The sequence below is a fragment of the Streptomyces sp. NPDC004667 genome, assembly GCF_040609475.1.
In the GTDB taxonomy this organism is placed as follows: Bacteria; Actinomycetota; Actinomycetes; order Streptomycetales; family Streptomycetaceae; genus Streptomyces.
The window spans coordinates 116,799-139,384 of sequence record NZ_JBEXKC010000011.1 but is presented as its reverse complement, the minus strand read 5'-3'; the positions used below and the strand labels follow the sequence as shown (position 1 = coordinate 139,384).

At 74.5% G+C, this 22,586-nt stretch carries 17 protein-coding genes; 8 read left to right on the top strand and 9 right to left on the bottom strand.

Going from position 1 to position 22,586, the window contains the following annotated elements; all coding sequences use genetic code 11:
* Window positions 1-3 precede the first annotated feature (3 nt).
* From ABZW32_RS09120 to ABZW32_RS09105, 4 genes are all read right to left on the bottom strand, one after another.
* Window positions 4-1,137 carry an SIS domain-containing protein gene (locus ABZW32_RS09120; RefSeq protein WP_356213303.1) on the bottom strand — a complete coding sequence of 378 codons (1,134 nt, stop codon included), beginning with the start codon at window positions 1,135-1,137 and terminating at the stop codon, window positions 4-6.
* A gap of 71 nt (window positions 1,138-1,208) precedes the next feature.
* Entirely contained in the window at window positions 1,209-1,394 is a 186-nt protein-coding gene (locus ABZW32_RS09115; RefSeq protein ID WP_266839393.1) for a Trm112 family protein, read from the bottom strand.
* Between the two features lie 225 nt (window positions 1,395-1,619).
* Window positions 1,620-2,990, bottom strand: coding sequence for a phosphomannomutase/phosphoglucomutase (locus ABZW32_RS09110; RefSeq protein WP_356213300.1), 1,371 nt, complete (start codon window positions 2,988-2,990; stop codon window positions 1,620-1,622).
* A gap of 78 nt (window positions 2,991-3,068) precedes the next feature.
* The gene (locus ABZW32_RS09105; RefSeq protein WP_356213297.1) at window positions 3,069-3,443 is read right to left on the bottom strand and encodes a DUF3499 domain-containing protein; all 375 of its coding nucleotides are present in this window, start codon (window positions 3,441-3,443) and stop codon (window positions 3,069-3,071) included.
* A gap of 343 nt (window positions 3,444-3,786) precedes the next feature.
* Between ABZW32_RS09105 and ABZW32_RS09100 the strand changes: the two genes are divergently transcribed.
* Complete coding sequence (locus ABZW32_RS09100; protein WP_356213356.1) at window positions 3,787-4,170, top strand: metallopeptidase family protein; 384 nt, start codon at window positions 3,787-3,789, stop codon at window positions 4,168-4,170.
* Window positions 4,171-4,190: 20 nt separating this feature from the next.
* Here the strand turns inward: ABZW32_RS09100 and ABZW32_RS09095 are convergent, their stop codons facing one another.
* The 3 genes from ABZW32_RS09095 to ABZW32_RS09085 all read right to left on the bottom strand — a co-directional run bounded on the left by ABZW32_RS09095 (window position 4,191) and on the right by ABZW32_RS09085 (window position 9,929).
* Window positions 4,191-5,669: a DUF5719 family protein gene (locus tag ABZW32_RS09095; protein WP_356213294.1), complete on the bottom strand. Its 1,479-nt coding sequence runs from the start codon at window positions 5,667-5,669 to the stop codon at window positions 4,191-4,193.
* Window positions 5,666-9,313: a glycosyltransferase gene (locus ABZW32_RS09090; RefSeq protein ID WP_356213291.1), complete on the bottom strand. Its 3,648-nt coding sequence runs from the start codon at window positions 9,311-9,313 to the stop codon at window positions 5,666-5,668. Before ABZW32_RS09090 ends, ABZW32_RS09095 begins: the two co-directional genes overlap by 4 nt.
* 352 nt (window positions 9,314-9,665) lie before the next feature.
* Window positions 9,666-9,929 carry a WhiB family transcriptional regulator gene (locus ABZW32_RS09085; protein ID WP_003983763.1) on the bottom strand — a complete coding sequence of 88 codons (264 nt, stop codon included), beginning with the start codon at window positions 9,927-9,929 and terminating at the stop codon, window positions 9,666-9,668.
* Window positions 9,930-10,571: 642 nt separating this feature from the next.
* Here ABZW32_RS09085 and ABZW32_RS09080 point away from each other — a divergent pair.
* The 3 genes from ABZW32_RS09080 (at window position 10,572) to ABZW32_RS09070 (ending at window position 13,448) form a co-directional block, all read left to right on the top strand.
* Window positions 10,572-11,123, top strand: a complete 552-nt coding sequence (locus ABZW32_RS09080) for a cysteine dioxygenase (protein WP_356213288.1) — start codon at window positions 10,572-10,574, stop codon at window positions 11,121-11,123.
* Window positions 11,124-11,190: 67 nt separating this feature from the next.
* Window positions 11,191-12,150, top strand: a complete 960-nt coding sequence (gene cofD / locus ABZW32_RS09075; protein ID WP_356213285.1) for a 2-phospho-L-lactate transferase — start codon at window positions 11,191-11,193, stop codon at window positions 12,148-12,150.
* The gene (locus ABZW32_RS09070) at window positions 12,147-13,448 is read left to right on the top strand and encodes a coenzyme F420-0:L-glutamate ligase (RefSeq protein WP_356213282.1); all 1,302 of its coding nucleotides are present in this window, start codon (window positions 12,147-12,149) and stop codon (window positions 13,446-13,448) included. The genes cofD and ABZW32_RS09070 overlap by 4 nt, the downstream gene beginning before the upstream one ends.
* A 156-nt stretch (window positions 13,449-13,604) precedes the next feature.
* Here ABZW32_RS09070 and ABZW32_RS09065 read toward each other — a convergent pair whose 3' ends face one another.
* Together ABZW32_RS09065 and ABZW32_RS09060 are read right to left on the bottom strand one after the other, a co-directional pair.
* Entirely contained in the window at window positions 13,605-14,594 is a 990-nt protein-coding gene (locus ABZW32_RS09065) for a DNA-3-methyladenine glycosylase 2 family protein (RefSeq protein WP_356213279.1), read from the bottom strand.
* A gap of 422 nt (window positions 14,595-15,016) precedes the next feature.
* Window positions 15,017-16,426, bottom strand: coding sequence for a peptidoglycan recognition protein (locus tag ABZW32_RS09060; RefSeq protein ID WP_356213276.1), 1,410 nt, complete (start codon window positions 16,424-16,426; stop codon window positions 15,017-15,019).
* Between the two features lie 140 nt (window positions 16,427-16,566).
* On the opposite strand from ABZW32_RS09060, the gene ABZW32_RS09055 reads away from it, so the two are divergent.
* The 4 genes from ABZW32_RS09055 (at window position 16,567) to ABZW32_RS09040 (ending at window position 22,537) form a co-directional block, all read left to right on the top strand.
* Window positions 16,567-17,316 carry a TIGR03089 family protein gene (locus ABZW32_RS09055; RefSeq protein WP_280920465.1) on the top strand — a complete coding sequence of 250 codons (750 nt, stop codon included), beginning with the start codon at window positions 16,567-16,569 and terminating at the stop codon, window positions 17,314-17,316.
* A 229-nt stretch (window positions 17,317-17,545) separates the two neighbouring features.
* Window positions 17,546-18,757 carry an LCP family protein gene (locus ABZW32_RS09050; RefSeq protein WP_356213353.1) on the top strand — a complete coding sequence of 404 codons (1,212 nt, stop codon included), beginning with the start codon at window positions 17,546-17,548 and terminating at the stop codon, window positions 18,755-18,757.
* 222 nt (window positions 18,758-18,979) lie between these two features.
* A complete protein-coding gene (locus ABZW32_RS09045) occupies window positions 18,980-20,713 on the top strand; it encodes an LCP family protein (protein WP_356213273.1) in 1,734 nt (577 codons plus the stop codon).
* A gap of 252 nt (window positions 20,714-20,965) precedes the next feature.
* Window positions 20,966-22,537 carry an LCP family protein gene (locus ABZW32_RS09040; RefSeq protein ID WP_356213270.1) on the top strand — a complete coding sequence of 524 codons (1,572 nt, stop codon included), beginning with the start codon at window positions 20,966-20,968 and terminating at the stop codon, window positions 22,535-22,537.
* The last annotated feature ends 49 nt before the right edge of the window (window positions 22,538-22,586 follow it).

Genomic DNA, 22,586 nt, shown 5'->3' with positions numbered 1-22,586 from the left:
GCCTCAGCCGTGTCCCCTGGACGCCAGCGCCAGGTACGCGGTGGCGAAGTCGGTGACGGCGAGGAGTTCGGCGAGCTGTTCCAGCTCGGTGCCCTCCTCGGGTTCGAGCTCGCTGATGGCCGTGTCGTGGCTGAGGGCGAGCTCGCGGGCGGCGGGAGCCGCGGAGAGGCCTCCGGTGGGCCGGTCGCGCAGCAGGACGACGCGGGCGCGCAGGGTCTGGGGCTCCTCGACGCGGTCGCGGAAGAAGTCCTCGGGGTCGGCTCCGGCGGCGAAGGCCCCGGCGAGCAGGACCCCGTGCGCGGGCAGGGCCTCGGGGAGGTCGGCGGCGAGCGCGGGGCGGCCGGCCAGTTCGGCGAGGGTGGCGGCGAAGCGGCGGCCGGCGGGACCGGCTCCGGCGCCCTCGCTCCAGATGAGCGGCAGGGAGTCGGCGAGCTCCGCGGCGAGGGTCTTGGCCGGGTTGGAGTAGGTGGCGATGGCGGGGCCGCAGCGTTCGGCGGTGCGGTCGAGCCGGTCGGCGACGAGCTGGAGGGTGTCCGGGGCGGCGGAGACCAGCCCGACCTTGTCCAGGAGGACCAGCAGGGGGGTCAGCAGGGCCCACAGGGCGCCGGGGCCGGCCGCGGCGGACTCGTCGTACTCCTGGTACGGGGCCTTGGCCATCGGTACGAGGACCCCGTGCGCGCCGTCGACCGCCTCGCTCAGCGGGGAGCGCTCGGGGGCGACGGCGACCACGGAGCTGCCGCGCCGGTAGGCCTGCTCGGCGAGGACGGCGAGGCCGGGTTCGGTGCCGTCGGTGGTGACGATGAGGAGCAGGTCCACCGGCCCCGCCCAGCCGGGCAGCGCCCAGCGCAGGGCCCCGGCGGCGTGCGCGACGCCGGTGGGGTGCAGCCGGATCACCGGGGCGGAGGCTCCGGCGAGGGCGCCGAGGAGGTCGGCGACGCCGGTGGCCGCGGTGCCGGGGCCGGCGATGAGGACGGACCGGGGGCGGCCGTCGGGGCGCAGGTCCGCCAGGCCCGCCTCGGTCGCGTGCCGGGCGGCGGTGCGGACCCTCGCCCCGGCGTCGGCGGCGCCGCGGAGGAGGCCGCGGCGGTCGGCACGGGCGAGATCGTCCGGTGCGTCGAGGAGTGGCTCGTCGAGCATGGCGGCCTCCGGCGGTGTTGACGGCGTGTGCGGTCTGCGCTGCGCGGGTCGGGCGGTGCGGCGGGGAGGGGTTACGCGGGGCGGCGGGCCTCGTCCACGAGGAGGACCGGGATGCCGTCGCGGACCGGGTACGCGAGGCCGCAGTCCTGGCCGGTGCAGATCAGCTCGGGCGCGGTCTCGTCTGCCGAGTTGTCCCGGAGGGGGGCGTGGCAGGCGGGGCAGGCGAGGATCTCCAGCAGGCCGGCTTCGAGCGGCATGGGGCGGTTCCCTTCGGGGATGCGGGTCGCGGATCGCGGATCGGGCGTGGTCAGCGTACCGCCGAGTCACCTGCGGTGCGGCTTGAGGTGGGGGTGGGCCTGCCGGGACCCGGCGCCGCCCCCGGGAGGGCGGCGCCGGTCCGCGGCGGGTGCGGGTCCGTTTCCGGGGGCTCTGCCCCCGGACCCCCGCGCCTCGAGCTCCCCCAGCTACCGCTGGGAGGTGCCTCAGGCGCGGACGAGGGCGAGGACCTCGTCGCGGACCTTGGCCAGGGTGGCCTCGTCGCGGGCCTCGACGTTGAGGCGCAGGAGCGGCTCGGTGTTCGAGGGGCGGAGGTTGAACCACCAGTCGGCGGCCGACACGGTCAGGCCGTCGAGCTCGTCGAAGGTCACGCCCTCCTGGGAGGCGTACGCGGCCTTGACGGCGGCCGTGCGGCCCGCCTGGTCGGCGACGGTGGAGTTGATCTCGCCGGAGCCGACGTAGCGGTCGTACTCGGCGACCAGCGCGGACAGGGTGCCCTCCTGGCCGCCCAGGGCCGCGAGGACGTGGAGCGCGGCGAGCATGCCGGTGTCCGCGTTCCAGAAGTCCTTGAAGTAGTAGTGCGCCGAGTGCTCGCCGCCGAAGATGGCGCCCGAGGAGGCCATCTCCGCCTTGATGAAGGAGTGGCCGACGCGGGTGCGGACCGGGGTGCCGCCGTGCTCGCGGACGACCTCCGGGACGGACCACGAGGTGATCAGGTTGTGGATGACGGTGCCGGTGCCGCCGTTGCGGGCCAGCTCACGGGCCGCGACCAGGGCGGTGATGGCCGACGGGGAGACGCCCTCGCCGCGCTCGTCGACGACGAAGCAGCGGTCGGCGTCGCCGTCGAAGGCGAGGCCGAGGTCGGCGCCCTCGGCGATCACGCGGGCCTGGAGGTCGACGATGTTCTTCGGGTCGAGGGGGTTGGCCTCGTGGTTCGGGAAGGTCCCGTCCAGCTCGAAGTACATGGGGACGAGGTCCAGCGGGAGGCCCTCGAAGACGGTGGGGACGGTGTGGCCGCCCATGCCGTTGCCCGCGTCGACGACGACCTTGAGGGGGCGGATCGAGGTGAGGTCGACCAGGCCCTTGAGGTGCTCGGCGTAGCCGGGGAGGCTGTCCAGCTCGGTGACGGTGCCCGCGACGGTGCCGGCGGGGATCGCCGGGGCGCCCTCGTCGGTCCACTTCTCGGCGAGCTCGCGGATGGTGGCGAGGCCGGTGTCCTGGCCCACGGGGGCGGCGCCGGCCCGGCAGAGCTTGATGCCGTTGTACTGGGCCGGGTTGTGGGAGGCCGTGAACATCGCACCGGGCAGGTCCAGCTTGCCGGAGGCGTAGTACAGCTGGTCGGTGGAGCACAGCCCGATCAGGGTGACGTCCACGCCGCGGGCCGAGGCGCCCCGGGCGAAGGCGGCCGACAGGCCGGGGGAGGAGGGCCGCATGTCGTGACCGACGACGATCGCCGTGGCGCCGGTGACCTCGACGAACGCAGCACCGAACAGCTCGGCCAGGGGCTCGTCCCACTCGTCCGGTACGACGCCGCGTACGTCGTATGCCTTGACGATGTTCGAAAGATCTGCGGCCACTGCCTGCCCTCCTGAAGGTTCTGTGCGGTGGAGCAAACCTACCCTGTGCGCAGAGCGGCTTTTCAGACGAACCCGGTGTCAGGAGTCGGGCGAACGCAGGACGCGCAGGTGTCCGCGGCGCGTCTCGCCGGTCACCTGGGAACCTTGACCGGAACCGCCCGCTTCGGCCGCGCGCTCCGGCGGACGGGCCGCCTCGCGCACGGCGTTCGCGAGGGCTTCCAGGTCGTCACCGCTGGGGCGGGACGGGCCGGAGCCGTCCGACAGGCGGACGACGTCCCAGCCGCGCGGGGCGGTCAGGCGCTCGGAGTGCTCGGCGCACAGGTCGTAGCAGTGGGGTTCGGCGTAGGTGGCGAGCGGGCCGAGAACTGCGGTCGAGTCGGCGTAGACGTACGTCAGTGTGGCGACGGCAGGGCGGCCGCACGCGGTGCGCGAACAGCGACGTACAAGGCTCACGACGTTGGACGGTACCGCACTCTTGACCGGGCCGCGACGACTCGCCCCCCGGCCGGTCCCCCGTGTCGCCTCCCGCGACGGGTGCGGCGGGGGCTCATCGGGGGCTCATCGGGGGCCCGTCGCAGGCCCGTCGGGGGCGCGCCGGTGCCCCGTCGCGGCCGGATCGTTCGGGAGGTGACACCGCCGCGACACCGGGCCGTGACCGGATCGGGGACCTTCCGGGAGGTGTGGTGAGGGCTACCCTGCGGGGGTGACGGACAGCTCCCTTCCTCCCCGCCCCGTTCCTTCCGCCGAGACCCCCCACGAGCCGCGGCCGCGGCGGCGCGACCGGCACGGCCGGGGGATGCGGGGGCCGCTCGCGCCGCCGCAGGTACCGCTGTCGGCGAGCCGGGCGGAGCTGTTCGGCGACCTCGTACGGGATTCCGTGGAGCGGCTGGAGCGGCGCTGGGCGCAGCTCGCCGAGGTGGAGTTCGTGATCGCGGACGTGCCGGGGCCGCCGGGCGGGCCCGACGCCGGGTGGAACGACGAGGCGGTGCCGCTGGGCGGGCTGGTGGAGGCCCGGGACGGGCGGCCGGCCCGGATCGTGGTGTTCCGGCGGCCGGTGGAGATCCGGGCGAAGACGCGGGACGAGCGGGCGCTGCTGGTGCACGAGATCGTGGTCGAGCAGGTGGCGGAGCTGCTGGGGCTGTCGCCGGAGACCGTGGACCCCCGGTACGGGCAGGACTGAGGCCCGTACCGGGACGGTGGTCAGCGGACGAGGATCGAGGGGTCCTCGACGGCGCGGGGCACCGAGACGGTGGAGTGGTCGTCGCCGAAGGTCTGGACGGTGAACATCGGGATGCCCTCGTGCGGGAGGGTCAGGGTGCGGGCCGCGTGGACGGTGCCGCCGGAGAGGGTCTCCAGGGTCAGGGCGTAGGCGCCCTTGCCGCCCGCGGGGGCCGGCGGCGGTGACAGCGCGAGGGTGGTGCCCGCCTTGACGGTGACCTCCTTGACGGCGCTCTCGCCGCCCTCGGTCCCGGCCGAGGCGGTGACGCGGACCTTCGCATCACTGCCCGAGGCGGTGAGGGCCAGGACGGTGGCCTTGTCGTCGACGCGGTCGTCGGCGACGGTGGCCCGGGCGCCCACGGGGGCGGCGGCGGGGATGAAGCCCAGTTCCTGCTTGGCGCCGGTACCGCGGACCACCCGCAGGGCGGCGACGACGGGTACGGCCTTCTTCGGGTCGGCGGGGGCCAGCAGCAGGGAGCCGGCCTCGCCGCGGGTCACGTCCTTGAGGTCCACGCTCGCGGTCATGCCGGCCTTCAGGTGCAGCTGCTCGGCGCCGGCGGGGCTGATGGAGCCGGTGGGGCCGGCCAGCTTCAGGCGGAGGTCGGCGTCGTCCTCGCCGGGGGCGAAGGCGATCAGGCGGACCGAGGTGGCGTCGGCGGGGATGCCGGGCAGGACGGCGGAGCCCGCCGGTCCGGCGGAGGCGGGCAGCCAGTCGGCGCCCACGCCGTCCTCGCCGATCTGCGCGGAGGCGCCGACCCGGCCGGAGCCGGTCGTCACGTGCGCGGTGACGTCGGTGAGCGGGGCGTCGGGGGCGAGGGAGGACAGCAGCACCTTGGTGGTGGAGCGGGGGTCGACCGCGATGACGGTGTCGGGGGTGCCGGGCTTGCCCTTGACGAGCCCGTCAGGGCCGTACAGCTTGACGTCCACCTCGGCGACGGTGTCGTCCGGGTTGGTGAGGTGGATGTAGTCCTGGCGGCCCTTGGCGGTGCTGACGCCGGGGAACCAGAAGTCGGTGCCGGGTGCGGTGCAGGCCACGCCGAGCAGGCCGCGGGCCTGGCCGACCGCGACCTTGGTGGTCTGCTGGGCGGTCCAGCCGGGGGCGAGGACCCCGTCGGCGGTGCCGGTCAGTGCGGGCGCCTCGGCTCCGGTGGCGGTGGCGCCGACGGGCCTGCCGGGCTGCTTGGGCTGCAGGACCGTCTTGCCGTCCTTGGTCAGCAGCCGGGCCGTGCCCTTGCCGGCGCCCTTGCCGGGGGTGAGGGAGGTGTAGGTGGTCTCGGCGATGTCGGAGGAGCTGGGTGCCGGGCACACCAGCACGGACCGCTCCACGGGCATGCGGGCGGCGGGCGGGCCGCCGGTGCCCCCGGCCGGGGTGGCGGCGGGGGCAGTGAGGACGGCCAGGCCGCAGGCGGCGGCCAGGGCCGCGGTAACGGCCGCGAACGTGAGGGGGGCGCGCTGCTTCACTGCTGGGGGCTCCCGTCCGGACGCGGGTCGTGCTGTCCGTAGGTGTCGTACGGCTGCTGGTCGTACTCGTACGGGTGGGGCGGCGGCTGCTGCGGGAAGCCGAACTGCTGCCGCTGGTCGTACGGCTGCCCCGCACCGTCCGGGTGCGGCGGGGCGGCGTAGGGCTGGGTGTACGGCTGGGCGTACTGCTGGGCGTACGGGTCACCGTGCTCCGCCGGCTGCTGCGGCTGCTGCTGCCCGTCTCCGTACGGGGACGGGGACCAGGGCTCCTGGTAGGCGTACGACTCCTCCCCGTACACCTGCTGCGCCGGGATCTGCGCGTACGGGTCGGCGACGGCCTCGGCGGGGGCCGGCTCGGGCGCGGGCTCCGCGGGGGCGGCCCGGCGGGCGCGGCGGCCCTGGCCGGGCACGGTGGCGCCGTCCCCGGCGGGGGCGGCGTCCTCCTCGGGCAGGTCGTCGTCGAGGCGGGCGCGGCGGCCGGGCAGGGCCATCACCAGCAGCACCAGCGCGAGGACCCCCTGGGTCCAGTGCCAGGCGTCGCGGGCCAGGGAGTCGGTGTGGACGAGGGTGAGACGGCCGCCCTCCTTGGGGAGGGCGAAGCCCTGGGCCCAGCCGTCGCGGCCTTCGAGGGCCTTGGGCTTGAGGGGCTTGCCGTCGAGGGTGGCGTGCCAGCCCGGGTCGGCGCGGTCGGCGACGCGCAGGGTGCGGCCCTCCTCGCCGGCCGGGATCTTGGCGTGGGCCTCGACGGGTCCGGCGTCGACGGCGACGGTGGCCTGGCCCTGCTTGCCGGGGAGGATCGCGACGCGGGCGGGCAGTCGCTGGACCTCCCAGATGGCGGTGCCGTCGTCCTGGTGGCGCTGGCGCAGGCCGGGGGTCCCGTCGAGGGTGCGGCGCATCTCGGGGGAGCCGCCGGGCGGGATCATCACGTAGCGGACGGCGAACGCGCCGAGTTGCTCGGACTGGTCGGCTCCGGAGCCGGAGACCAGGCTGGAGACGGCCTGGGCGAGGCGGGGTTCGGAGCCCGCCTCGGCGAGGAGTTCGGCGTCGCCGAGGCGGACGCCGGAGCCGCGGACGAGGGTGTAGGAGACGGTGGCGGGCGAGTCTCCGCCGAGGACGAGGGTGCGGGTGCGGTTGCTGTCGTCGGACTGGGCGGCGACGAAGGCCGGGACCTGGACGGGGTCGCGCCGTCCCAGCGGTCCGTCGGCCCCGGCGACGGTCCAGACGGCGGCGAGGAGCAGCGGGCCGAGGGCCGCGCCGAGGGCGACGAGGGCGGCGAGCGGCTGGCGCCAGCCGAAGCTGCGGGCGGCGACCCGCTCCCGGGCGCCGTCGGCGCCGAGCACGGCGGCCGCGATCAGCGCGAGTCCCTGGACGAGGGTCGCGGGGCCCGCCCAGCCGTCGCGGTTGAGGAGGACGGCGAGGAAGAGGGCGGCCAGGGCGGTGGTCCAGGCGACGGCCACGGCGAAGCGCCGGTCGGCGCGCAGCAGTGCGGCCAGGGCGGCGAGGACGGTCCCGGCGAAGAGCAGTCCGCCGGTGGTGCCGGGGCCGCCGGGGCTGGCGCCGAGCAGGCCGAGGGCGGTGGCGGAGCCGCTGCCGTAGGGCAGTCCGGCCTCGCGCAGGAAGCGGGCGGGGTGGGTGAGCAGGCCCAGTGACCAGGGCGCGAGGACGGCCATGGGGACGGCGAGGGTGGCGAGCAGCCGGGGGGCGTACGCCTTCCAGCGCGCGCGGCGTACGAGGAGCGCGCCGGTGCCCAGGACGGCGGCGAGCGGCCACACGACGGGGGTGAAGGCGGTGGTCAGGGTCAGCAGCAGGGTGTACGTCCACACGGCCCGCCAGGATCCGGTGCTCTCTCGGTCGGCGAAGCCGAAGGCGACGACGGCGGAGCGGGCGAGGAGCGGCAGCAGGACGGCGAGGACGGCGGTGCCCAGGCGGCCCCCGGCGAGGGCTCCGGTGACGGCGGGCAGGAAGGCGTAGGCGACGGCGGCCCAGGCGCGCAGCAGGCGGGAGGTGACGAGGGGGCGGGAGGCGAAGTAGGCGGTGAGCCCGCACAGGGGGACGGAGCAGACGAGCAGCAGGGTCAGGGCGGCCTTGGTGGAGCCGAGCAGCGGCGCGGCGAAGGCGGCGAGGACCGCGAGGTAGGGGGGTGCCCCGGCGGTGGTGCCGACGCCGACGGGCTGCCAGTCGCCGGTGTAGGCGTGCCACAGGTCGAGGGCGCCGGGCGGGGCGGGGAGCAGGGCGCCGCCCATCAGGGCGCCGCCGCCGATCAGGGCGCGGCAGGCGGCGAGGGAGACCAGCAGGAGGAGGGCGAAGAGGACGGGGGCGGGCCTGCGGGCGATCCGCTTGAGCCGGCCGAACTGTTCGATCTCCAGGTAGTCGGCGTCGTCGCCGCCGGGTCCGGATTCGACGGCTCCGCCGTGCCGTCCGGCGGGGGCGGTGTCGGCGCCCTGGCCGGAGCCGAAGTGGCCGGCGAGCTGTTCGGCGCCCGCCCGCAGGGTGGCTCCGGGCGGGGGGAAGAGGGGACGCAGGTCGGCGGCGGGGACGGCGGGCCTGCGGCGGGCCCTGCGGGCGGCGAGGATCCGGCCGGGGCGCAGCAGGGTGGCGAGGAGGCCGGTGAACTCGTCGACGGCCTGGCCGGGGGCCTTGCCGACGAGGTAGCCGAGGGTGCGCAGGAGGGTGGCGACGACCAGGCGCAGCAGGACGTAGGGCAGGGCGCGGCCGGAGCAGTTGGCCAGCAGGGTGTAGACGGCGCCGGCCTTGTCGACGCGGTGGGGGTCGACGGCGGAGCGGCCGGCGCAGTCGACGGTGCGGCGTTCGCGGGCGGCGGCCTCGGCGTGGCGCAGGACGGCGTCGGGGGCGACGAGGACGGTGTGGCCGGCGCTGTGGGCGCGCCAGCACAGGTCGACGTCGTCGCGCATGAGGGGCAGGCGGCGGTCGAAGCCGCCGAGGGCGTCGTAGACGTCGCGGCGCACGAGCATGCCGGCGGTGGAGACGGACAGGACGGGGCGGACCTGGTCGTGCTGGCCCTGGTCCTGTTCGCGGCGGTCGAGGCCGGTCCAGCGGCGGCCGCTGCGGGCGATGGTGACGCCGGCTTCGAGGAGCTGCTTCTTGTCGTACCAGCCGCGCAGTTTGGGGCCGATGACGGCGGCGTCGGGGTTCTCGTCGGCGACGCGCAGGAGTTCGGCGAGGGCGTCGGGTTCGGGGGCGCTGTCGTCGTGGAGCAGCCAGAGCCACTGGACGGGTTCGCCGTGGGGGAGGTCGGGGAGGTCGTAGGCGTCGTCGCGCCAGGTCCGGCTGACGGGGTCCCAGCCGCTGGGCCGCTTGAGGTAGGGGAGCTCCTCGGCGGTCAGGACGGGCGCGCTGCGGACGGCTTCGTCGACGGCGGCGCCGAAGCCGGTGCGCCGGGCGAGGTGCAGTACGCGGTCGTCGCCGAAGGCCTGGTCGAGCAGGCGCGCGGAGTCGTCGGCGCTGCCGGTGTCGGCGGCGACGTGGCTCTGCGCGGGGCGTTCCTGGGCGAGGAGGCCGGTGAGGGTCTGGGGCAGCCAGCGGGCTCCGTCGTGGGCGACGAGGACCGCGGTGACGACGTGCCGGGGGAACTCGGGGGTGGCGGCCGCCTGGTGGGAGGCCGTCGAGTTGCTGTGCAGGGACATCGCGGTACGGGCCCTCCGGCCGGGGATCCGGGGGTGGTGTGCCCTCGGAGGCTGCTGGACAGCGCCCCACCCTAACGGCTGGGAAGGGGACGGTCCGCCTCGTGTGCGCGGGGCCGGGAACGCGACGGTCCGCCTCGCCCGCGCAGGGCCCGGAACGCGACGGTCCGCCTCCTGCGGGGAAGGTGCGGGAGGCGGACCGTTTGCTCTGTGGACCGGTGGTGCGCGTCGTGCGGTGTGCGGTGGTGCGGGGTGGTACGCGGCGGGCCTGGCGCCATGGGGGCCGGGCCCTCGGATATGGGGTGGGCGGCGGGACGGGTGTCCCGGCGGGGGCGGTGCGGCCGGTGCGGCCGGATCAGACCGCCGCCTTCTTCAGCCTGCGGCGCTCGCGCTCGGAGAGGCCGCCCCAGATGCCGAATCGCTCGTCGTTGGCGAGGGCGTACTCCAGGCATTCGGACCGGACTTCACAGGCCAGGCAGACCTTCTTGGCCTCGCGGGTGGAGCCGCCCTTCTCCGGAAAGAAGGACTCGGGGTCGGTCTGGGCGCACAGCGCGCGCTCCTGCCATCCGAGCTCCTCGTCCGCCTCCTCGACCAGCAGTTCCTGAAACAGCTCGGTCATGTGCGCCCCTCGCTCTTCTGTGCGTCCCCGTGATGTTGCCGTTACTGATCGCCAGGTAACGACACGAGTGAAATTACAAGTGCGTGGCTCCGGCGCAGTCAAGCCGAGATCTGCTATTGGGCGCCTTATTCACTCTGCGGAACCAAGCCTATGCAGAAAGTGTTCATATCGCCAAAAATCGTGACACATGGCTCAGGTGTCGCGCGGGCGCCACCCTCTCTCGTTGCCGACGAATCGCCTCGGAGCAGGGTTGCGATTCGGCCGAAGATGCGGCGCGGATCACATTCCGGTTACGAGTGCGGGCAACAGGTTTGAGGGCGGCTCGGGCGGGACTGAACGGCACATCCCCTGGACCCGACTGCACAAACCTTTCTCCGCGCACGGTAACCGGATGAGGTGAAACTTTTCCCTCAAACCGGACATTGGGTTGACAGTCCACCCCTTTCCCCGTTCTCCTTGTACGCATGTCAGCGCCCGCAGCCGCCACCCGGACCCCCATTCGTGGGTTCCTGTGCGCTGCCCAGGTTCGCTGTTGCTGTTGCAGCTGTTGATGCCTCCGGAGCCCCGGCTCCGTCCAAGCACCGGCTACTCCCCCACAGCAACCGCCCCGCACGACTGACATCCGTCGAGGACACCCCCACGATGAACAGCGCCCCCGCCGCCACCGCTCCCACCGCCACCCCCGCCGCCGCCACGGCCTCCGTGATCGAGAGCGACCTCCAGATCGCCGGCGACATCCTCTCCGTCCAGCACCTCCTGCAGCCCGCCCGCGAACACCCGGCCACCGTCGCCGAGTTCGTGGGCCTCGCCCGGTCGATCGCGCAGGACCGCGGCAGCTGGGAGTACCTGGTCCGCTACGACGCCACCACCCGCTGGTACCACCGCCTGCGCACCGGCCCCGGCTACGAGGTCTGGCTGCTCAGCTGGGTCCCCGGCCAGGGCAGCGGCCGCCACGGCCACGGCGGATCCTCCGGCGTGCTGACCGTCCTGGACGGCGAGCTCACCGAGCGCAGCGCCCGCGGCCCGCTCACCCTCGGCCCCGGCTCCCAGCGCGTCTTCGCCCCCGGCTACTCCCACGAGGTCGTCAACGACACCCTCGACGGGGCCGTCAGCCTCCACGTGTACTTCCCCGGCCTGACCGAGATGCCCATGCACAGCTGCTCCCCGGCCCACGGGGAACACGTACCGGCCTGACGCCCCCGCCCGTCACCCGGCCGCCACCCCCCGCCGGGGGACGGCCCGCGGCTGACAGACTGTCCGCATGCGCATTGTTGTTCTGGCCGGCGGCATCGGCGGCGCCCGTTTCCTGCGCGGACTCCTGTCCGCGGTCCCCGACGCGGAGATCACGGTCATCGGCAACACCGGTGACGACATTCACCTGTTCGGGCTGAAGGTCTGCCCCGACCTGGACACCGTGATGTACACCCTCGGCGGTGGCATCAACGAGGACCAGGGCTGGGGCCGCACCGACGAGTCCTTCACCGTCAAGGAGGAACTCGCGGCGTACGGGGTCGGACCCACCTGGTTCGGCCTCGGCGACCGCGACTTCGCCACCCACATCGTCCGTACGCAGATGCTCGGCGCCGGCTACCCGCTCAGCGCCGTCACCGAAGCCCTCTGCGACCGCTGGCAGCCCGGCGTCCGGCTGCTGCCCATGTCCGACGACCGCGTCGAGACCCACGTCGCCATCACCGACCCGGAGTCCGGCGAACGCCGCGTCGTCCACTTCCAGGAGTACTGGGTCCGGATGCGCGCCGCGGTGGACGCCGAGGCCGTCGTGCCCGTCGGCGCCGAGCAGGCCAAGCCCGCACCGGGCGTGCTGGAGGCCATCGCCGCCGCCGACGTGATCCTCTTCCCGCCGTCGAACCCCGTCGTGTCGGTCGGCACCATCCTCGCCGTACCCGGCATCCGGGAGGCCGTCGCGGCCGCCGACGCCCCCGTCGTCGGCCTCTCCCCCATCGTCGGCGGCGCCCCCGTGCGCGGCATGGCCGACAAGGTGCTGGCCGCCGTCGGCGTCGAGGCCACCGCGGCCGCCGTCGCCCTGCACTACGGGACCGGGCTGCTCGACGGCTGGCTCGTGGACACCGCCGACGCCGACGCGGTCGCCGAGGTGGAGGCCGCCGGCATCACCTGCCGCGCGGTGCCGCTGATGATGACCGACACCGCGGCCACCGCCGCGATGGCGCGGGCCGCGCTGGAACTCGCCGAGGCGTCCCGGTGACCGTGCCCGCCCCCTCGTACGAGGTGCGGGCCCTGGCCGGGATCCCCGAGGTCCGGCCCGGCGACGACCTCGCGGCCCTGATCGCCGGGACCTCGCCCGGCCTGCGCGACGGGGACGTCCTGCTCGTCACCTCGAAGATCGTCTCCAAGGCGGAGGGCCGCATCGTCACGGCGGCCTCCCGCGAGGAGGCCATAGACGCCGAGACCGTACGGGTCGTCGCGCGCCGGGGCACGCTGCGGATCGTGGAGGACCGGCGGGGCCTGGTGATGGCCGCCGCCGGCGTCGACGCCTCCAACACCGTGCCCGGCACCGTCCTCCTGCTGCCCGAGGACCCGGACGCCTCGGCGGCCCGGATCCGGGCGGGACTGCGCGAGCTGCTCTCCGTGGACGTCGGCGTGATCGTCACCGACACCTTCGGGCGGCCCTGGCGCAGCGGGCTGACGGACGTCGCCATCGGCGCGGCCGGGGTACGGGTCCTGGACGACCTGCGCGGCGGCACCGACGCGCACGGCAACCCGCTGAGCGCGACGGTCGTGGCCACCGCCGACGAACTGGCCGCCGCCGGCGACCTGGTCAAGGGCAAGGCGGCGGGGCTGCCCGTGGCCGTCGTCCGCGGACTGGGACACGTACGCGGCGAAGGGTCCTCGGCGCGGGACCTGGTGCGGGCGCCGGCCGAGGACATGTTCCGGCTGGGCACCTCGGAGGCCGTACGGGAAGCGGTGACGCAGCGGCGCACCGTACGGGACTTCACCGACGAGCCGGTGGACCCCGGCGCGGTACGGCGGGCCGTCGCCGCGGCCGTGACGGCCCCGGCACCCCACCACACGACGCCGTGGCGCTTCGTCCTGCTGGAATCGGAGGCCGCGCGCCGGGAACTGCTGGACGCGATGCGGGACGCGTGGATCGCCGACCTGCGCGCCGACGGCAAGTCCGAGGAGTCCGTAGCCAAGCGGGTGCGGCGCGGGGACGTGCTGCGCCGGGCCCCCTACCTGGTGGTGCCCTGCCTGGTGACGGACGGCGCCCACGACTACGGGCACGCGCGGCGGGACGCGGCCGAACGGGAGATGTTCGTCGTCGCGATGGGCGCCGGCGTGCAGAACTTCCTGGTGGCGCTGGCCGGTGAGCGGCTGGGCTCCGCGTGGGTGTCCTCGACGATGTTCTGCCGGGACGTGGTGCGCAAGGTGCTCGCGCTGCCCGAGGACTGGGACCCGATGGGCGCGGTGGCGGTCGGCCACCCGGCCGCGGCCCCGGCGGCGCGGGCGGAGCGGGCCGCGGACGCGTTCGTCGAGGTCCGCTAGTGCCGTGACCGGAAGGGTTTGCCGGGTCGCGGTGTTCGGTGCGGTGCATCGCAAGGCGGAGGACCACGGCTCGTACCGGATGTACTTGCGTGGTCCGACAACGCGGCGAGGTGCCGTGCCGGGCGCCGTGACCCGGCGACCCTTCCGGTCGCGGCACTAGAGGCGGCCGATGTCGCCGCGCGGCATGCGCGGGGTGCGGCGGGGCGGGGTCCGGCCCGCGAGGAGGATCAGCCGGGCGGCGCGGTGGCGCTGGCCCGCGTACGGGGCGAGCAGCTCCAGCATCCGCTCGTCGTCGGCGTCCCGGTCGCCCGTGAGGGCGTAGCCGACGATGCCGGGCAGGTGGAGGTCGCCCGTGGTGAGCGCGTCGGCGGCGCCGTTGCTGCGCTGGAGGGTCTCGGCGGAGGTCCACGGACCGATGCCGGGCACGGCCTCCAGCCGGGCGGCCGCCCTCGGCAGGTCCATCGCGGCGGCCTCCTCCAGCCGGTCCGCCACCCGGGCGGCGCGCACGATGGTCGCCGAACGCTTCGCGTCCACCCCCGCCCGGTGCCAGTCCCAGGACGGGATCAGCGCCCAGGTGCGGGCGTCGGGCATCACGTACAGCTCCTGCGGCCCGGGGGCGGGCTCCCCGTACTGGCGGACCAGCCGGCGCCAGGACCGGTAGGCCTCGTCGCTGGTCACCTTCTGCTCCAGCACCACCGGGACCAGCGACTCCAGCACCAGCCCCGTACGGGTCAGGCGCAGCCCGGGGCGGCGGCGGTGGCTGGCGTGCACGAGGCGGTGCCGGGGGACGAAGGCGGCCGGATCGTCGTCGGCACCGAGCAGCCGGGGCAGCTCCGCGAGCGCCCACTCGGCGCCGGGGCCCCAGGCCTCCGCCTCCACCTCCTCACCGGCGCGGCCGATCCGGAGCGTGGCGGGGCCCTGCGGGGTGCGGGTGGCCCGCCAGACGGAGCCGTCGGGGGTGACGCGGAAGGTCGGGTCGGCGGGGCCGCGGCGCAGCGGGCCGAGGGTGAGCCCCAGGTCGACGGGCCCGCCGGGGCTCCAGCGGCGGCGCGACCCGCCTCCGGCCGTCGCTCCGGGGCCGGGCGGTACGTCGGTGCGGCCGCCGCGGACGGCGGTACGGGTCAGGGGGTCGAAACGGCCGGCCATCCCTCGAGCGTAGCCCGCCGGGGGTGATCCCCCGGGGCCCGCGCCTCAATCGCCGGCGGGGCTGAAACCCCCTGGGGCTCCGCCCCCGGCCCCCGCGCCTCAAACTCCCCCAGCTACCGCTGGGAGGTGCCCCCTGGCGGGGCTGGATTGTGCCCCCGTAGCCGTCCAGGTGCGGGTCCGCTCCCGGGGGCCAGCCCCCGGACCCCCGCGCCTCAAACGCCGGCGGGGCTGGATCTTGCCCGGCCGGGGGCGGGGACGGGGTGGGGTGTTGGCCGGGACGTAAAACGTGATGTGTTGGCGCGCGGTGCCGATGGGCCACTGGAGGCCCGGACAGGGCGCCATAAATCATGCAGTCCCGGACGACACCCCACCCCGGCACCGACCCCGGCCACCCCCGACCCCGCCCGGCCAGGGCAAGGGCCTCAGCGCCCCTGGAGCCTCGCCGACGTCGAGCGGGTCGGCGGGAGCTGGTTGTACAGCTGCTTGCCCGGGCATTCCGTGGCGAACCCGTCGCGGTGGCCCGAGATCACGTTCATCCGCACGCTGCTCCCCTTCGGGAACCGGTTCCCGCCGCCCGACCTCAGGGTGGTCTTCGCCCTCGGATCCGCGCCGAACAGCCCGAGCTTCCAGGCCGTCAGCCGGGCCACCGCGTCGACGGCCGCCCTCGGCGGCGCGGCGCCGCCGAAGGAGCCGATCACCGCGATGCCCATGCTGTCCGCGTTGAACCCCATGGTGTGCGCGCCGAGCACCGGCTTGGCGACCCCGCCCGCCCGGCCCTCGTAGACCGTCCCGCACCGGTCGACGGCGAAGTTGTAGCCGATGTCCCGCCAGCCCTCGCTGACCACGTGGTAGCGGTAGAGGCTGCGCAGCACCGCCGGGGCGTCCCTGCAGGCGTAGTTGTTGCCGGAGGCGGTGTGGTGGACGAAGGCCGCCTTGACGGTGTTCGTGAAGACGAAGCCCGGCTCGCGCAGGCTCTCGTCGGCGCCCCAGCCGCGCCGGGTGACGATCCGCGGGCGCGGGCCGATGTACGGGCGGGCGGCCGCGCTGAGGGATCCGTCGGCGGCGAGGACGGCGTCGGCGGTGGAGTCGGCCTTGTTCAGCGCGCCGATCTCCAGCGCGCCGAGGTTGGCGTGCGGGACGTTCGCCGCGGAGGACTCGGCCCCCTCCATGGTCATCTCGGGCACGAGCGCCGCGTCGCCCTTGTCGTCGCCGCCCGGTGACGACGGGCGGCCGGCGTTCTTGCCGTCGAGCACGGCGGCGGGCTCCGCGGCGCCCGGGTCGACGAGTTCGATGCGCAGGCCCGAGGGGAGCCGGGACGCGGCCCGCGTGTCCTCGCCGCCGGTCTCGGCGTGGACCCGGACCTCGATCCCGTCGGAGGCGCCGACCCACAGCGGGGCGGTGCTGCCGCGGACGCGGCGCGAGCCGCGCTCCACCGCGTCGGGGTCGGCGGCGTGTTCGCCGTTGTGGGTCTCGACGTCCTGCCAGCCGGACCAGGTGGCCGTGCCCGCGGCGCGGGTGCGGACCTGGACCCGGCCGACGAGCCGGGTGGCGGCGTCGTCCCACACGACGCCGACCAGCGAGAAGGTCTTCACGTCCCGGGCGGCGAGCCCCCGCGTCTCGGCGCCGCCGGGCGAGGCGCTCATGCCCGGCACGCCGGGGATCCGCCCGTCGGAGGGGCCGAGGGGGGCGAGCGGCAGGGACTGGGTGGACCCCGCGGGGGTCACGGGGGCCGCCGCGCCCTCGGAGGCGGCGGCCGGAGTGGAGAGCGCGAGCGGAAGGGCCAGTGCGGCCGCGGTCGCGACACCGATCGAGGAAGCAAGGAATCCACGCATGGAAGCGATGCTGGGCACAGCCATCCCGAAGCGCCATCGGAGAACTGACGATCCGTCCGACGGCGCCGGGGCCGCGCCTCCCCTGGACGGCGCAGCCGCCGCCCCCCGTACGAGGGAAGGGCCCGCGTAGGCTGGGGCGGGTGAACGCCACTGACCGCACCCCTGCCGACCTGCTGCGATCCGCGCTCGCCGCCGATCCGGGCCGCCCCCTCGTCACCTTCTACGACGACGCCACGGGCGAGCGCGTCGAATTGTCCGTCGCCACCTTCGCCAATTGGGTGGCCAAGACCGCCAATCTGCTCCAGGGCGACCTGGCCGCAGAGCCGGGCGACCGGCTCGCGCTGCTGCTCCCCGCGCACTGGCAGAGCGCCGTGTGGCTGCTCGCCTGCGCCTCGGTCGGCGTGGTCGCCGAGGTCGGCGGGGACCCGGCGGGCGCGGACCTGGTGGTGAGCGGGCCCGACACCCTGGAGGAGGCCCGCGCCTGTTCCGGGGAGCGGGTCGCGCTCGCGCTGCGTCCCCTGGGCGGGCGGTTCCCGCAGCCGCCGGCCGGGTTCGCGGACTACGCGGTGGAGGTGCCGGGGCAGGGCGACCGCTTCGCCCCGTTCGCGCCGGTCGACGCCGACGCCCCGGGGCTGGTGGTGGGCGGCGAGGAGCTGTCGTACGCGGCCGTGGTCGAGCGGGCCCGCGCGGACGCGGCGGCGCGCGGCTTCGGTGAGGGCGCCCGGGTGCTGTCGGGGCTGGGCTACGACAGCTGGGAGGGGCTCTCCTCGGGGCTGTACGGGGCGCTGGCCACCGGCGGCTCCGTGGTGCTGTGCCGCCACCTGGACCGGCTGTCGCCGCAGGCGCTGGAGCAGCGGACCGAGAGCGAGCGCGTCACCCACACCGTCTAACGGCGACTTCGCCCGATCTGTCACCCGCATGGCCCTGTACAGGGCCCTGCCCCCGGGCCGTCCGGGACCCCCGGGGGCAGGATCGGCTCCAGGCCGTGCTCACCCGTACGGCTGGCAGCCGGTTCGGCGAGGGGACGGAACGCGAGTGACGGACAGCGCGGGCATACCGGGCGGCACCGGGGCGGCCGGAGGCGGGCCGAGGCCCCCGGCCGACCGTCGGCGCCGTCGGCTGCTGCGCTGGATCGGGCTCGGGGCCGTCCTGCTGGTCCTGGCGGGCGCGGCCACCGGCTGGTGGCTGTACGCCAAGCTCGACGGGAACATCACCTCGGACACCTCCGCCGAGGCGGAACTGCGCCGCTACGAGCGCGAGCGCCCGGCGCACTTCGCCGAGGGCGCCCGGAACATCCTGCTGATCGGCTCGGACTCGCGGTCCGGCCGGGAGAACGCGGGCTACGGGCAGGACGGCGGCACGCAGCGTTCCGACACGACGATCCTGCTGCACCTGTCGGCGGACGGCGGGAGCGTGACGGCCGTCTCGATACCCCGGGACCTGATGACGGACGTGCCGAGCTGCCGGGCCGCCGACGGGACCCGTACCCCCGAGCGCTTCGCCCAGTTCAACTGGGCCTTCCAGTGGGGCGGGGCCGCCTGCACGATCCGTACGGTCGAGCGGCTCACGGGGGTGCGGATCGACCACCACATGGTGCTGGACTTCGGCGGTTTCAAGCAGATGGTCGACGCCGTCGGCGGGGTGGAGGTGTGCCTGCCGCAGCCGGTGGACGACGCCGAGGCGCACCTGCGGCTCCCGGCGGGCCGCCACCTCCTCCAGGGGGAGCAGGCGCTGGGTTTCGTCCGGGCCCGGTACGGCCTGGGGAACGGCAGCGACACCGAACGGATGGAGCGCCAGCAGCAGTTCCTCGGCTCGCTCGTCAAGAAGGTGCAGAGCAACGGCGTCCTGCTGAACCCGGCGCGGCTCTACCCGCTGCTGGACGCGGCCACCTCCGCGCTGACCACCGACCCGGGGCTGGCCTCGCTGCGCGGGCTGTACGAACTCGTCCGGAGCGTACGGGACATACCGTCCGACCAGGTCAGGTTCCTGACGGTGCCGCGGCGGCCCTACGCGCCGAACCCCAACCGGGACGAACTGCTGGAGCCCGACGCGGGCCGGCTGTTCCAGCGGCTGCGGCTGGACCGGCCCGTGACGGTCACCCCGCCCGTGCCCACATCGACGCCCACACCGGCGCCCGCCCCCGCTCCCACGTCCGCGGCCACGTCCGCGGTCACCTCCGCGCCCGCCTCCGCGGCCGCCGCGGAACCCGCCCCGCTCTCCCCCGCCGAGCTGTTCCGCGACCCTGTGCGAGCGAAAAGCGGAACCGAGTCCGCCCCCCTTCCGGACCCGACTTTCACAGGAACCACGGCGGACACGGCCGATTGCCGGTAAAGCAATCCAAAAGCTGGTGGTCCAACCGCACTGGATGGGCGTTTTGGGCAGTTATCGGGGGAGTGGATTTTGTCACCAGCATGGTTTGCAGCTGACCTGGGCGGATAAGGTGAGCGATCCGGTGCACCGGAAGCGAAGACACCGTGCACCAGCAGCCGGATCGTTGACCGGGCGCCTGGGGGGAGGCGCGTCGCGAGGCACCGACGGAGGATTCGAGCAACCGTGGATGCGCAAAGCCGTGGGCGGGCGGACGAGATCGACCCCGCAGACCAGTGGGTCCTCAATCCCCGCACTGGCAACTACGAACTGCGACTGGGCAATTCCCCTGCGCAGCAGCACTCCGTCACCACCCCCCGCAGGACCCGTAGAACGCCCGCGGCTCCCTCCGCGCCGTCGGCCCCCTCCCCCGCCGTCCCCAAGCCCCGGCGCGGCGAAGGCCCGCCCGGCGGCAGGCGCGGCGGCAAGCCCCGCGGGCCCGGTGGCGGCGGGGCGGCCGCGCGGCGGCGCAGGGCGCTGGCCGTCACCGGCGGGACCCTGGCGTTCCTGCTGGTCGGCGGCGGCCTGGCGTCGTACCTGTACTACCAGCACCTCAACGGCAACCTGAAGGTCATCGACACCAACGGCGCGGGCGGCAGCTTCAAGAAGGACCAGCCGATCAACATCCTGGTGATCGGCACCGACAAGCGCAGCGGCGCGGGCAACCAGGGCTACGGGGACGCCGACAGCGTCGGCCACGCCGACACCACGATCCTCTTCCACGTGTCGAAGGACCGCAGCAACGCCACCGCCCTGTCGATCCCGCGCGACCTGATCACCGACATCCCGCTCTGCCCGACGAAGCAGCCGGGCGGCTCGGTGAAGCAGATCCCCGCCACCAAGGGCAGTCGCTTCAACAACAGCCTGGGCCAGGAGGGCCGCGACCCGGGCTGCACGATGCGCACGGTCAAGCAGCTCACGGGGATCGACGTCGACAACTTCATGATGGTCGACTTCAACGCGGTCAAGAACCTGAGCACGGCGGTCGGCGGTGTGCCCGTGTGCCTGGCCAAGGACGTCAACGACCGTGATTCCAAGCTGAACCTGAAGGCCGGCGAGCACCGGCTGCAGGGCGAACAGGCGCTGGCCTTCGTACGGACGCGGCACTCCTTCGGCAACGAGAGCGACCTCGACCGGATCAAGACCCAGCAGCAGTTCCTCAGTTCGATGATGCGCGAGATGAAGTCCAAGGAGACGCTGACCAGTCCGAAGAAGTTCTTCTCGCTCGCGGAGGCGGCCACCAAGTCGCTGACCGTGGACCAGGGACTGGGGTCCATCGGCAAACTCACCGATCTCGCGGGTGAGCTGAAGGACATGAACCTGAAGAACGTCACCTTCACGACGCTGCCGGTGGTCGACAACCCGAACGAGCCGTCGAACCGGAAGGCGACCGTCGTCGTCAACTCCTCGCAGGCCGACCCCCTCCTCCAGATGATCCGCGAGGACGTCTCCCTCACCGAGGTGGAGAAGAAGGAGCACGCCGCGAAGGAGGCCGCCGACGCCAAGCAGGACGCGCTGCTCCAGGGGAACAGGGCGCCCGCCGGGGACGTCCGGGTGGACGTGTACAACGGCGGCGGCCCCCCGGGATCGGCGTCCACCACGCTGACCTGGCTGCAGAACGCGAAGGGCGTCTACAAGGCGAGCAACCACGGCAACGCCGCGGCGCGGCTCGCGGCCACGCAGCTGGAGTACGCCCCCAACCAGGCCGATCAGGCGCGGGCGCTGGCGGACATGATGGGGCTGTCCGCCGGGGCCTTGAAGGTCGGCACGGTGGACGCGGGGCCGAAGACCCCGATGAAGCTGACCCTCGGCTCCGACTTCAAGGAGCCGGGTACGCCGCTCGGTGCGCCGGCCGCCCCGCAGCAGGCCCCCGAGGGGCTGCAGCGGGTCGAGGCGGACAAGGCGGTCTGCGCCAAGTGACGGGAGCGCGGTGACGCCGCCGCCACCCACCCACCGCCGCACGACCGGGCGGTAGCCGGTAGGCCCGGCACAACACCGACATCAGTGATCTTGAGGGGGGTACGCGTGAAGCACAGCAGCGTGCGGGGGGAGGGGACGCCCGACCAGGCCACCGGCGGCATATCCGGCGGGGGGACGGGCGCTTCCGGCGCGGTGCCTCCACCGCGGTCGGGCCAGGGCGGCTCCCGGCCCGCGGGCGGCGGTGGGACACCCGTGCGGCGCAAGCGCCGGCGGGTGCTGTTCTGGGTGGCGTCCGTACTGGCGTTCCTGATCCTGGGGACGTCGGCGGCCGGGTACCTCTACTACCGTCACCTCGACGGCAACATCCGCAGCGGGCAGCGCCTCAGCGGTGAGAGCGGCGTGGAGAAGACCCACGCCAACGCCAAGGGCCAGCGCCCGCTGAACATCCTGCTGATCGGCTCCGACAGCCGCAACAAGCCGGAGAACGTGGAACTCGGCGGCAGCCGCGACACCGTGGGGAACCCTCCGCTCGCGGACGTGCAGATGCTGCTGCACGTGTCGGCGGACCGGGAGAACGCCTCGGTCGTGAGCATCCCGCGCGACACCCGGGTCGACATACCCGAGTGCACGGACCCGAAGACCGGCGAGAAGTTCAAGAAGACCAACGCGATGATCAACGAGTCGCTCGGCCGCGGCGGCCCCGGCTGCACGCTGGCCACCTGGGAGAAGCTCACCAGCGTCTACATCGACCACTGGATGATGATCGACTTCTCCGGTGTGGTGAAGATGGCCGACGCCATCGGCGGCGTCCCGGTCTGCGTCAAGGACAACGTCTGGGACCGTCCGCTGCCCACCTCGGGCGGCGGCTCCGGACTCAAGCTCCAGAAGGGCACGACCCGGGTCAAGGGCGAGCAGGCGCTCCAGTGGCTGCGCACCCGGCACGCGTTCAGCAGCGACCTGGGCCGGGCGCAGGCCCAGCACATGTACATGAACTCGATGATGCGCGAGCTCAAGAGCCAGAACGCCTTCACCGACGTCGGCCGGATCACGGACCTGGCGGAGGCGGGCACCAAGGCGCTGGAGGTCTCCGAGGAGATCGGCTCGGTCAAGAAGCTCTACAACCTGGCCATGCAGCTCAAGGACGTCCCCACCAACCGCATCACGATGACGACGATGCCGACCTTCCAGGACCCCCGGGACGAGGACCGGCTCATCGTGAACCCGGCGGACGCCGACAAGCTGTGGACGATGCTCCGCAAGGACGTCGCGTTCGACAAGAACGGTGATCCGCAGACCACTCAGAGCCCCTCGGCCTCCCAGCCCGCGCCGGGCGCGTCCCAGCCCGCACCGGGCGCCTCGCAGCCGGCCCCGGGAGGCTCGCCCACCCAGGAGGCCTCGAAGGCCCCGGTCACCACCCCGGACAAGATCCCCGTCAACGTGGTCAACGGCACCGCGGCCGGCCAGCCGCTGGCGCCCCACCGGGCGAACGCGATCGCGGAGGTCCTGCTCTCCAAGGGCTTCACCGGCGCCAAGGCGGACACCGCGCTGACCCCGGAGAAGACCACGGTGGTGCGCTACCCGACGCCCGAACTGGCGGACGAGGCGCAGAGCGTGGCGGCGTCCCTGGGCATCCCGGGCACGGCGGTGCAGCAGTCGGCCGATGTCTCGAAGATCACGCTGGTCGTGGGCGCGGACTGGCGCGAGGGCAACGCCTTCCCGGCGCAGACCCCGCCGGCGGCCGGTGCGATCCCGGACACGGCCGACGCGATCAACGGCTCCGACACCGGTGCCTGCATGGACGTCTACAAGCCGTACCGCTGGTGACGCGGGGCCGGTGAGCCGGCCGCGCGGAGCGAAGACGTGAGAAGGGGGG